Raw genomic sequence first — 11,933 nt, forward strand, 5'->3', positions numbered from 1 at the left:
GCGCTTGTGACAGCGCGACCGTCGACAGAACTCAGTTACCTGCCGACATCGCACTCATGCAGGCCGAGCGAACGGTCACTCGACCCTACTGCACTTTGAGGACTCAGACGGGCCTGAAGCAGTAAGCGGCCAGCTTGTTGCCGTCCAGATCACGAGCGTAAGCGGCGTAGGCATGTGGCGCCCAACCGCGAGGACCTGGCGCGCCTTCGCAGACACCGCCAGCGGCCAGGGCGGCCTTGTGGAATGCATCGATCGAAGCGCGATTCGGAGCTTCGAAACTCACGGTCACACCGTTCCCTACACTGGCAGGCGCACCATTGGCAGGTTTGAGGACGAAAAAGGAAGGTGCAGCTTCACCCCAGATCGAGCCGTTATCATCAAGGTCGGCAATGCGCTTGAGATTCAACTTGCTCAAGACTTCATCATAGAAGTCACGGGCTTTATTCAAATCATTAGTGCCGACACTAACGTGGGTAAAAATGGCCATGTCTACCTCTCTTGTAATTATTATTTTCGTTATTGGTCAATCTAATGACCGCGCTGTCGCGAACGCATCCATGCCCGTTGTTAAAACATTACGCAGCTCCGCTCAGTGGTACAAACTTGCGGCTGATTCGATAAGCCGGCGCAACTTCAAATCCTGATCCCTCCCGATCTGTAACCGCGTTGCTGTAACGTGATCGCAGTATTGCTTTTCGCCTTCAATAGGAAAAGAATATATATCCTATTCTGGAGTATAAAAAAAATTGATAGGCTTCTCGTTCAGACAACTCGAGTACTTCGTGGCAGTGGCCGAGCATGGGAGCATCAGTGCAGCCGCCAGGGCGCGGCATGTCTCGCAGCCATCCGTTTCCATCGCCATCTCGCAACTGGAGGATGCCGTGAATGACCGATTGTTCCGGCGCCAGGTCAGTCGAGGGCTCGAATTGACGCCCGCTGGCACGCGCTTGCTCAGTCAGGCGAGAGACATCCTGAGCATGGCCGCGAAAATGAGCGTTCAAGCTGATTCCCAGCCTCAAGTGCTGCGCGGAAACCTGTCGCTGATCTGCTTTCAGGATTTGGGGCCGTATTACGCCCCGCGTCTGCTGTCGGGGTTCAGAAAGGCGCATCCTGAAATTGAGGTCACGCTGTTCGAAACGGATCTGGCGGGCGTTCACAGGAGCATCACCGCAGGTAAGGCGGAGCTGGCACTCACGTACGACTTGGGGCTGGACCCTCTCCTTCCCCGGCAAGTGCTGGCGGAACTGACACCCTATGCGTTGTTATCGAAGGATCATCGATTGGCCACGCACGAAGCCGTTTCGCTCCATGAGCTTGCCCAGGAGTGCCTGATTCTTGAGGACATCGCCCAGACTCGCGAGTATTTCCTGTCGCTGTTCTGGGCCCATGACCTTCGGCCGCGCACCCAGCAGTACACCCAGACCTTCGAAATGCAGCGAGGTCTGGTGGCTCACGGGTACGGCGTGGCGCTGTCTTGCACCCGGCCTGTCGGCGATCATTGTTATGACGGCACGCCCCTGACATGCCTCCCTGTCATCGAAGACGTATCACCTCAGCGAGTGGTTCTGGCCCAATCCCGGGTGATGCATCCATCACCGGTCGCAGAAGCCTTCGTCAACTGGGTCGCCAATGACTGGCAAGCACGACACGACTAAAGCACTGGCGAACAACCCCATTCCGCAGGTGACGCGACGGCCTGGATCAATACCCGGGTTGAAGCTATACCGAAAGGGTTCAGAGTGGGGATGGCCCCCACGCTCGATCAGCGACTGAGGAGTACTTCGCGGTGTCGAATCAGCTGGTCATACGCAACATGACCCGTCCCGAGCTGGACGAGCTTGTCGATTGGGCTGCCCGTGAGGGGTGGAATCCCGGTTTTCACGATGCCGAGCTGTTCTGGGCGACGGACCCGGCCGCCTTCATCGCGGCCACCCGGGGTGGCGAATTGATCGGCGGCGGAGCCATCACTTCCTACAATGGCGAATTCGGTTTCATGGGTTTTTTCATCGTCCGGCCTGAATATCGCGGTCAAGGTCTGGGCAATACCCTCTGGCACGCACGCCGCGAGCGACTCCTCGCCCGCCTGCGCCCAGGCGCGAGCATCGGCATGGACGGCGTCTTCGCGATGCAGGACTACTACGCCAAGGGTGGTTTCGTCTTCTCCCATCGCAACCTGCGTTTTCGTACCGAAATCACCGAACGCCCGGCGACCTCGCCGGTAGACGACCAGGACATCTTCCCGTTGGCCACCTTCCCGTTCGATCAGGTTGTCGATTACGACCGCACCTGCTTTCCCGCCGCGCGCGAAACCTTCCTGAGCGGGTGGATCGCCCAAGCCGATGCACTCGCCGTGGGCTGCCGGCGCGAGGGCAGGCTCAGCGGCTATGGCGTAGCAAGACGCTGCCGGGAAGGCTACAAGATCGGCCCCTTGTTCGCCGATGACGCCCTGGCAGCCAATGCCCTCTACGCGCGCCTGGCGCAATTTGCAGAGGGTGGCCCGTTGTTTCTCGATGCCCCGGAGAATAACCCCGCCGCGATGGCGCTCGTGCGCCAACAGGGCATGATCGAGGTGTTCGGCTGCGCACGCATGTACCTCGGCCCTCCCCCGGCGATCGCGCACGAACGTGTGTTCGGCGTCACGACTTTCGAGCTGGGCTGATGTCCGCTCGCGACCTCACCGGATACGGCGGCTGCCCACCCCACCCGCGATGGCCCGGTGAGGCGCGCGTCGCGATCCAGTTCGTACTCAACATCGAAGAAGGTGCGGAGTCATGCATCCACAATGGCGATGCACAGTCGGAGGCCTGGTTGCACGAGCTACCGGGCCGCCCGCCGCGTGTGGGGGAACCGGACTTGAGCGTCGAGGGCATGTACGAATACGGATCGCGCGCAGGTGTGTGGCGCATTCTGGAGCTGTTCAGCGCCCGAGGCCTGCCGCTGACCGCCTTCGCCGTCGGCCGGGCACTGGAGCTCACCCCGGCGATTGGCCATGCGCTCTGCGCGGCCGAACATGAGATTGCCGGGCATGGCTACCGTTGGCTGGACTATCGCGACATGCCCGAAGACCAGGAGCGGCGTCATATCCGCCTCACCCTCGACGTGATCGAGCAGATCTGCGGTAAACGCCCCGTCGGTTGGTACACAGGACGGGTCAGCCAGAACACCCGCCGCCTGTTGCGTGAGGAAGGCGGGTTTCTCTATAGCTCGGACGCCTACAACGATGATCTGCCCTATTGGCTCCCAGGCTCGCCCGCCCACCTAGTGATCCCTTACACACTGGTCAACAACGACGCCCGCTATCTGCTACCGAATGGTTTCGCCTGCGGTGAAGACTTCTTCCGGCTGCTCAAGGATGCGTTCGACCTGCTGTGGCAGGAGGGCGCGCAACACCCGAAAATGATGAGCGTCGGCCTGCATGGGCGGATCAGCGGCCATCCCGGTCGCGCGATGGCGCTGGCGCGCTTTCTCGATTACGTGCAAGGCCACGACGCGGTGTGGATTTGCCGGCGCGAAGACATTGCCAGGCACTGGATCGCCCATTTCCCCGCGTGAGTGGTCAGTGGTTCGCCCCCTTTTCGGAATATCCCGCCACCGGACTGCGCCGGACATCAACGCCCGGCGGATGACTTATCGGGTATCGCTCGCTACCCTGACCTCCCCGTCGCCTGACGGTTTCCAGGTCAAATCCAATTTCACCAAACGAGCATGTCATGAAATCCCCCGCAGGTTTGCTGCTGTCGGCTATCGAGCTGGACCGTGCCAGTGCCATCCCCCTGTATCGCCAGCTGTATCTGCAGATTCGCAAACAGATACTCAATGGCAGAATCCAGGGGGGCGTGCGCCTGCCGTCGACCCGGACCTTGAGCAATGAGTTGGGGTTGTCGCGGATCACCATTCTCAATGCGTTCGATCAGTTGATTGCCGAAGGTTTCCTGGCCTCGCGCACGGGCGCAGGTACGTATGTCGGCACGGAGTGGGAAAGCCGGGGTGTCGAGGACGAGCAACAGCGCCAGCCACCGCGCCTGTCCGACCTGAGCCAGTCCATGCTGTCGCTGCGCAGCGATCATTTTCGCGGGGTGTCCTATGCCGACTGGGATCCCGCGACGCCGACCTCCTTCCTGCCTAGCCACAGTACCTATGACGGATTTCCGCAGGCGGTCTGGCGCCGCCTGATGAACCGTCATTTGCTAAAGCCAACCAAGGCGATTCTGGGGTATGGCGAGTTGCAAGGCTTGCAGGCATTTCGCACGGCAATTGCCGAATACGTCTTCGATGCGCGGGGCATCGACTGCAGTTCCGAACAAGTGGTGATCGTTTCCGGCGCGCAGCAAGCATTCAACCTGCTGGGCATGCTGCTGCTCAATCCGCAGGACAGTGTCTGGATGGAGGACCCGGGGCACATCGCCGCGCGCATTGCGTTGCAAGCTCAAGGCGCCCGGGTGGTTCCGTTGCGTATTGATGAACAGGGGATCGATGTCGAGCAAGGCCTGACCGAGTGCCCTGATGCGCGCCTGGTGTTTTGTACGCCTTCGCGCCAGCATCCTTTGGGTGTCACCCTGAGTTATGCGCGGCGCCAAGCACTCATCGACTGGGCTGCACAGCATCAGAGCTGGATCATCGAGGACGATTGCGACAGTGAATTTCGCTACAGCGGTCGACTTCTCCCGGCACTGTATGCCATGGATCAGATGGCCCGGGTGATCTACGTCGGCACGTTCAGCAAAGTGCTGTTTCCGTCACTGAGACTGGGTTACGTGATTTTGCCGCAAGCCCTGGTCGAGCCCTTTTGCACCCTGCGCGCGGTCATGGATCGCAGTCCGCCCACACTGCTTCAGGCCACAACGGCGGACTTCATGAGCGAAGGCCACTTCCTGGGGCACATCCGCCGCATGCGTGCACTGTACAAGGCGCGCCAGCAGGCCTTGATCGAACAACTTGAAAGGCAGATTGGCAGCTTCTTCAGGATCACGCCGACGGATGCCGGCATGCACCTGATCGCCTGGCTGCCCGCCGGACTCAGTGACACTGACCTCGCCCGGCAACTGGCCCGGCACAACATTCACACCTACGCCTTGAGCGACTACCGCATCCAGCATGAGCTGCCGCCCGCCCTGCTGATCGGCTTTGCCGGCACGCCTGAAAGCCAGGCCCGGGAGCGCGTCGAAGCACTGGCCCGGACCTTGCGCACATTGGGTTATCTGCCGCCGCCCCCTTGATGCGCGGCAAGTGGTCTTATCAATTAACGGATAATGGATCTATCGAGAGTTCCTGACTGGCGCGATAAAGGCTGCGCCGGTAGACCCGGTGTCTGAACCAGGAACGACGCTAATGAACAATAAGATCCAGGAACGATTCAACGCCTTGCTGAGCCATAAGGTGGTCGAACACGGGGCTGCTCCCGTGCTGACGGAGGCACTGGCCCGGCGGTTGCTTGAGCGCCTCGGGCAAATGCGCCTGTTTGCCCACGCCTACCCGCTACTGACCAACCTCACCCACGGCCGTGTCACCCCTGCCGACCTGCTGGACTTCGCCTATCGCCACGAGCTGCAAGGCCTGAGCCTGCACTTGCTCGACGGCGAGGAAAACAGCCTGAGCCAAATGTCACCCGCGCAGCTCCAGGTATTTGCCATCAAGGCCAAGGCGCTGGGGCTGGAAGTGCACCTGGAAATCAGCAGCACGCTGAAAAAGGATGTCGACCAGGTGATCGCCATCGCCAAGGCCCTGGGGGTGCGCAACATCCGTGTTTACTCCCGTTACGAGGGCACGCTGTCGCAGGTCATGGACGTGATTGAGACCGACCTGCACTACCTCGCACAGCAGGCCGACGAGCACGATCTGTACTTTGATTTCGAGCAGCATGAAGAACTCAAGAGCGGCGAAATCGCGCAACTGCTCAACCGCCTCAACCACCCTCGCCTGCATGCCCTGTTCGACTTCGGCAACATGATCAATGCCTGCGAACAACCCCTGCTGGCCCTGCGCAACCTGGCGCCGCACATCCGCCAGACTCACCTCAAGGGCGTGCGCATCGTCCCCGAACAGAACGGCTTCGGCCATTACGGCGTATTGCAGGGCAGCGACGAGGACGATCTGCCCGGCGCCCGCCTGTTGTTCGAACTGTTGATGCTGGGCGAAGCAACGCCACAGGTGATCGCGTTCATTCTCGAGCAGGAAAACCACTACGTGGCCCCGGCCTTCCGCCAGAGCCTTGAAGCGGCCGATCCCTTCATTGCTTACCGGGAGATGAGCGAAACGCCGCTTCCGAGCGGCTACTCGCTTGAACGAATGCTGGCCGATGAACACCGCTGGGCGAACAACCAGGTGGCTTGGGTCCGCAGCGTGCTGGCCGAGTTTCGCACCTTGGCCGAATTGACCCTGGCCAGCCCTTCCAACGCCTGAACCTGACGACCCGATTACGCCCGGAGAACAATAATGACAACGCAAAACAAGGCCAAATGGCTCAGATTCCTGATCCTCATCCTCGGTGGCGGCACCATCTACAAGCTGGCGAACCTCAAGGACGCCTTCTATGTGCCCATGCAGGAATTCATGGGCTTGAGTCACACTGAAATCGGCGTATTGCTGAGTGCCAACGCGATCATCGCGACTGCGCTGTTTGTGGTTGGCGGCCTGCTCGCCGATCGCTACGACACGCGCAAACTGATCCCCCTCGGCCTGATCGGGACCGGTAGCCTGGGGTTGTACCTGGCGACCTTTCCGCCCTTCAGCAGTTTGCTGATCGTGTTCAGCCTGTTGGCCGTCTGTGCCGACTGCCTGTTCTGGCCATCGCTGCTCAAAGCCATCCGCAATCTGGGTGACGATCAGGAGCAAGGCCGGTTGTTCGGCCTGCTCGAAGGCGGGCGTGGCGTGGTGGATACATTGGTGGCCTTTTCCGCCCTGGGCGTGTTCGTCGCCATGGGGTCGGGGGAAACCGGCCTGAAGTCGGCAATCCTGTTCTACTCGGTCATCGACATTCTGGCCGGCACCCTCACCTGGTTCCTGCTCAAGGGCGGCAACGCGCAGTCAGTGGCCAAGCCGAAGAATGGCCTGGCGAACCTGATGGAAGCGATCAAGGTTCCGGGAATCTGGCTGGTCAGCCTCAACGTGTTCATGGTCTACATCGTCTACTGCGGCCTGACCTATTTCATTCCCTACCTCAAGGAAATGTACGGCTTGCCCGTGGCATTGGTGGGCGCCTACGGCATCATCAACCAGTACTTCCTGAAGATCCTCGGCGGGCCTGCCGGCGGTTTCATTGCCGACAAACAGTTCAAGAGCACCAGCCGCTACCTGAAGTGGGCATTCCTGGCGCTGTTGCCGCTGATGGGCGTGATCATGCTGATTCCGAAAAGCCCGGGCTTCATCTATGCGGGGATGGCCGCGACCCTGTCCTTCGCCCTGATCGTGTTCTCCATGCGCGGCGTGTTCTGGGCACCCATGGGCGAAGTCGGCATTCCCCAGCACATCACCGGCTCGGCCTTCGGCATCGGTTGCCTGATTGGCTATGCGCCGGGCATGTTTGCCTACGTCATCTATGGCGCAATCCTCGACCACTTCCCCGGTGAGCAGGGTTACAACTATGTCTTCACCCTGATGAGCCTGCTGGCCATTGTGGGCTTCATGGTGTCCAGCCTGCTCTATCAAGCGGTGCGCAAAAAATCCATGGCCACTGGCGGGATGAGCGCGGCGCAAGCCTGATCATCGGCATGAACGCCAGGAGGAGGAATCGCCTATCACGGCGATTCCTCCTCCCGCCCATTCACTCCTCTTCATCTATCTGATCAAGAAAATCAACGTCATCCTCTTCGTCGTCAAAAATGGCTTGAGCGTCTTCTTCACCCCATGACTCATCATCATGGAATTCATGATCGAGCAAATGGTCGTGCTCGGGCTCGGGAATGTCTCGTTCTTCACTCATGACTGACCGCAACAAAAATTGAAAGAACGGATTGTATAGGCAGATCCTTTCCCTCAGTCAACGATCATGAAACGTTCATCACCCTAATTACCTTCCCATACCGTTTGCGGAATAAAAACGCCTCCGTCCAATAACAATCGGGCCGTTCTCAGCAGGCCGCAACTCATCAAGCGAGCGTTTTCAAGGCGCAATTCTACGGTGAATTCTCCCGTGGGGTGTTCTATCGACAGTTGCTTGATGTCGCCCTCAACGACACTCGTCACCCCTGCTGCAACACTGCCCTCGATCAAACAGGCAACCGCCACACTGACCGCCCCGAACACGCCGATGCTGGTATGGCATCGGTGCGGAATGAAGGTACGGGTACTCAATGCGCCACCTGTTTGTGCTGGCGCAATCAGGCACATCTTGGGCACGTTGCGCTGGCGCACGTCGCCCAGGTTCATGCGCGGACCGGCCTGCAAGCGGATCGATTCAAGCCGGGCTTTCAACGGGGTGTCGGCATCCAGTTGCTCAGGGTGTTCATAGCCACTGAGCCCGAGGTCTTCGGCGCGGACCAGAACGACCGGCATGCCGTTGTCGACGCAGGTGACCTCTACACCATCGAACACATCGACAACGTTGCCGGTGGGGAGTAGTGCTCCACAACTGGAACCCGCGATGTCCTCGAACTCCACGACCAACGGCGCACCGCAGCCGGGTACGCCGTCGATCCGTGCCTGGCCCGAATAGCTGACGGTGCCATGCGGCGTGGGCACCTGAGCAATCGCGATCTGCCCGGTGTTTTCCATGTAAATGCGCACCGGGGTGACATCACCCGTCGCGGCCACCAGTCCACGCTCAATGGCGAACGGCCCGACACCGGCGAGGATGTTGCCGCAGTTCTGGCCGTAATCGACACGCGGTTCATCGACCAGCACTTGCGCGAACAGGTAGTCCACGTCGGCGTCGGCGCGGGCGGAGGGCTGGATGATCGCCACTTTGCTGGTCAGCGAGTCGCCGCCACCGAGGCCATCGATTTGCCGCGCATCCGGCGACCCCATGACCGCCAGCAGTACGCGGTCTCGAAGCACGGGCTCTTCCGGCAAGTCGCGGGCCAGGAAGTAAGCGCCTTTCGACGTCCCGCCACGCATCAACAGGCAAGGAATACGTGTCTGGCCCATGCTCAGTCTCCGATTTCGTCGAGGCTGTCGACATAGCGCAAGCCCTTTTCCGCAAGCCGCTGGCGCATGTTGTAGATGTCCAGCCCCAGTTCGCCCTCGGCCAGGCGCAACGCCTTCTGCTCTTCCAGGTCGGCACGGGCGCGACTGGCTTCGACAACCTCTGCAACTTCGCCGCGACGCACGATGACCACGCCATCGTCATCGGCGACCACCACGTCGCCGGGGTTGACCAATTGACCGCCGCACACCAGCGGCAGGTTGACCGAGCCGAGGGTCTCCTTGATCGTGCCCTGGGCACTGATGGCGCGGGACCAGACCGGGAAGCCCATCTCGCGCAGGGTATGGGTGTCGCGCACGCCGGCATCGATCACCAGCGCGCGCACGCCGTGGGCCTTGAGCGATGTGGCGAGCAGGTCGCCGAAGTAACCGTCGGTGCAGGGTGAACTGGGGGCAACCACCAGAACATCGCCGGGCCGGCACTGCTCCACCGCCACATGGAACATCCAGTTATCGCCTGGGGCCACCAGCACCGTGACCGCCGAGCCGCTGATGGCGATGCCCCGTTGGATCGGTGTGATCGAAGGCGACAGCAGGCCCTTTCGCCCCTGCGACTCGTGGACGGTCGCGACGCCGTAGCGCGCCAGCTCATCGACCAGTACCCGTTCGGCCCGGGCGATGTTGCGTACGACGATGCCGGTTTTTCCAATCAGCTCGCTCATGCCAGAGTCTCCGTCACGCGCGGGAAGAGGCTTTGGTAGCCCTCGCCATAAACGATGTCACGACTGGAGGTGATCCCGACGTTGCGCTTGGCCTGCACGCCGCGTTGCAAGGCGACGCGGGTGTAATACTCCCAGAGGTGTTCCTGACCGGCCATGCACTGGATCGCCGCGTACTTCTTGTCCCAGACCGGGGTGATGTCCAGCAATACGTCGGGACGCCATTGGCATTGCTCGGGCTGGTGCGGTTCGAAGCTGTAGACCGGTGGCGCGCCGACGATCTTCTCGCCCGGCTTGTAGCCTTCGGCCTGGGCGATGATGCGTGCCTCTTGCGTCAGGTTCATGGCCAGCGGGTGATCATAGTTGTAGGGATCGTTCAGCGAATGGCTGAGGACGAACCCGGGCTGGACGCGACGAAACACGTCCGCGAGGCGAAACAGCGTGTCCTTGTCGGCGCGCATCGGGTAGTCGCCGATGTCGAAGAACTCGACGCTGGCACCCAGTATGTCGGCAGCCGCCTGGGCCTCTTCACGGCGGGCGACCTTGACTGTCTCTTCGCTCATCTCGCCCTTGCGCCACAACTTGGCCGACTCGCCGCGCTCGCCGAACGACAGGCAGACGATGTGCACGTTGTAGCCCTGCTGCGCATGCAGCGCGATGGCACCGCCCGCGCGCCAGACGAAATCGGCAGAGTGAGCGCTGACCACCAGCGCGTTTTTCGTTGACTCGATCATTGCGGATACTCCTCCTGCGTTTCGAACGAGCATCGCATCGCGACCTGCCGGCGGAGTAATGCGTTGCAGTGTTGGAGCCATGCGTTTTTTTTATTGCCACTCGAACGGGGCAGCGGCATAGTCCGGCTCGAACACACATTTGCAGAGTCCGAGCGCCATGGAATCCAGTGAACTCCCCAGCCTGATGCAAGTGCGAGCCTTCGTCAGGGTGGCCGATCACGGCAGCGTCTCCAAGGCATCCGAGGTGCTGTTCCGCGCACAGTCAGTAGTGACCCGGTCGATTGGCGAGCTGGAAACCCGGCTCGATGTGCCGCTGTTCGAACGCCACGCCAACGGTATGCGCCTGACCGATTACGGTGACCGCTTGCTGCCGCGGGCGCGACGGGTTCTGGCGGAACTGGAAAGCGTGCCACGACTGTTAAGCGCAGCGGACAAGCGCCCGGTCGAACCGCTGTATCTGTTCCAGGCCCGGCGCCTGCAAGTGTTCGTCAAACTCTGTGAAACCCGTCATATGCAGACCGTGGCCAGCCTCCTCGGCCTGAGCCAGCCGGCGATCAGTTCGACCATCAAGGTCATGGAAAACGGCTGCGGCCAGACACTCTTCGAGCGTACCCCTCGCGGTTTGCAGCCGACGCACGCCAGCCAGGAAATCCTGTTCCCGATACGCCGGGCGCTCAACGAATTGCGCCACATCGAGACGGACATCACCGCCATCCGCGGCACCCTGCAAGGCGTGGTGCAGGTCGGCGCCCTGCCCTTGGGCCGTTCGCGCATATTGCCTGAAGCCATCGTGCGCCTGATGGCCGAGCACCCGCAGATCCAGGTGATCACCAATGAAAGCCCGTTCGATCTGCTGGCGACCGAGTTGCGGGCCGGCGATGTCGACTTCATTTTCGGTGCGCTGCGTTCGAACACTTACGCCAGTGACCTGACCGGTGAAGCACTGCTCACGGAAGACATGGTGGTGGTGGCGCGGCGTGATCATCCGCTCTCTTCGACAACGCCCCTGCACGATGAACTTGGCGCCGCCCGATGGGTGCTGCCTCGCGCCGGCTCGCCAGCCCGACGGATGCTCGATGAATGCTTCAGCCGATTCAGCATTGCACCGCCACGGCCGGTGGTGGAAAGCGCCGACATGGCAATCATCCGGGGGCTGTTGCTGCGCTCGGACATGCTCGCGGCAGTGTCCGCCCACCAGCTGGAACAGGAGATAGCTTCGGGCGAGTTGTGCATCCTGCCGCTGGAGCTGAAACAAACCACCCGCGCCATCGGCCTGACGTATCGCAATGGCTGCCTGCACTCGCCTGTGGCGCAGGCGTTGATGGATGTGATTCGGCGGGTGATCAGCGAACAACACAAGCGGCTGAGTGGCTGACGCGACGCCTTCGCTGCGATGCGGCGA

12 protein-coding genes are annotated in these 11,933 nt (G+C 61.1%); 7 read left to right on the forward strand and 5 right to left on the reverse strand.

Annotation, left to right across the window (positions count from 1 at the left end):
• Positions 1-103: 103 nt before the first annotated feature.
• Positions 104-487, reverse strand: coding sequence for a VOC family protein (locus GPL81_RS14720; RefSeq protein ID WP_096510388.1), 384 nt, complete (start codon positions 485-487; stop codon positions 104-106).
• A 259-nt stretch (positions 488-746) separates the two neighbouring features.
• Between GPL81_RS14720 and GPL81_RS14725 the strand changes: the two genes are divergently transcribed.
• The 6 genes from GPL81_RS14725 to GPL81_RS14750 all read left to right on the forward strand — a co-directional run bounded on the left by GPL81_RS14725 (position 747) and on the right by GPL81_RS14750 (position 7,698).
• Complete coding sequence (locus GPL81_RS14725; protein WP_160107336.1) at positions 747-1,655, forward strand: LysR family transcriptional regulator; 909 nt, start codon at positions 747-749, stop codon at positions 1,653-1,655.
• A 131-nt stretch (positions 1,656-1,786) separates the two neighbouring features.
• The gene (locus GPL81_RS14730) at positions 1,787-2,659 is read left to right on the forward strand and encodes a GNAT family N-acetyltransferase (RefSeq protein ID WP_160107337.1); all 873 of its coding nucleotides are present in this window, start codon (positions 1,787-1,789) and stop codon (positions 2,657-2,659) included.
• Complete coding sequence (locus tag GPL81_RS14735) at positions 2,659-3,552, forward strand: polysaccharide deacetylase family protein (RefSeq protein WP_160107338.1); 894 nt, start codon at positions 2,659-2,661, stop codon at positions 3,550-3,552. Before GPL81_RS14730 ends, GPL81_RS14735 begins: the two co-directional genes overlap by 1 nt.
• Before the next feature lie 158 nt (positions 3,553-3,710).
• Complete coding sequence (gene pdxR, locus GPL81_RS14740; protein WP_160107339.1) at positions 3,711-5,216, forward strand: MocR-like pyridoxine biosynthesis transcription factor PdxR; 1,506 nt, start codon at positions 3,711-3,713, stop codon at positions 5,214-5,216.
• Between the two features lie 112 nt (positions 5,217-5,328).
• Entirely contained in the window at positions 5,329-6,399 is a 1,071-nt protein-coding gene (locus GPL81_RS14745) for a sugar phosphate isomerase/epimerase family protein (RefSeq protein WP_160107340.1), read from the forward strand.
• A 33-nt stretch (positions 6,400-6,432) separates the two neighbouring features.
• The gene (locus GPL81_RS14750) at positions 6,433-7,698 is read left to right on the forward strand and encodes an MFS transporter (protein ID WP_096510382.1); all 1,266 of its coding nucleotides are present in this window, start codon (positions 6,433-6,435) and stop codon (positions 7,696-7,698) included.
• Between the two features lie 61 nt (positions 7,699-7,759).
• Here the strand turns inward: GPL81_RS14750 and GPL81_RS31095 are convergent, their stop codons facing one another.
• From GPL81_RS31095 to galB, 4 genes are all read right to left on the reverse strand, one after another.
• The gene (locus GPL81_RS31095; protein ID WP_172901588.1) at positions 7,760-7,918 is read right to left on the reverse strand and encodes a hypothetical protein; all 159 of its coding nucleotides are present in this window, start codon (positions 7,916-7,918) and stop codon (positions 7,760-7,762) included.
• An 83-nt stretch (positions 7,919-8,001) separates the two neighbouring features.
• Positions 8,002-9,081: a 4-oxalomesaconate tautomerase gene (locus GPL81_RS14755; protein WP_160107341.1), complete on the reverse strand. Its 1,080-nt coding sequence runs from the start codon at positions 9,079-9,081 to the stop codon at positions 8,002-8,004.
• 2 nt (positions 9,082-9,083) lie between these two features.
• Positions 9,084-9,800, reverse strand: a complete 717-nt coding sequence (locus GPL81_RS14760) for a 4-carboxy-4-hydroxy-2-oxoadipate aldolase/oxaloacetate decarboxylase (protein WP_160107342.1) — start codon at positions 9,798-9,800, stop codon at positions 9,084-9,086.
• On the reverse strand, positions 9,797-10,531 hold the full coding sequence (gene galB, locus GPL81_RS14765; RefSeq protein ID WP_160107343.1) for a 4-oxalmesaconate hydratase: 735 nt from the start codon (positions 10,529-10,531) through the stop codon (positions 9,797-9,799). Before galB ends, GPL81_RS14760 begins: the two co-directional genes overlap by 4 nt.
• A gap of 157 nt (positions 10,532-10,688) precedes the next feature.
• On the opposite strand from galB, the gene GPL81_RS14770 reads away from it, so the two are divergent.
• Complete coding sequence (locus tag GPL81_RS14770; protein ID WP_160107344.1) at positions 10,689-11,906, forward strand: LysR family transcriptional regulator; 1,218 nt, start codon at positions 10,689-10,691, stop codon at positions 11,904-11,906.
• The last annotated feature ends 27 nt before the right edge of the window (positions 11,907-11,933 follow it).

It is taken from the genome of Pseudomonas izuensis, assembly GCF_009861505.1.
Classification (GTDB): domain Bacteria; phylum Pseudomonadota; class Gammaproteobacteria; order Pseudomonadales; family Pseudomonadaceae; genus Aquipseudomonas; species Aquipseudomonas izuensis.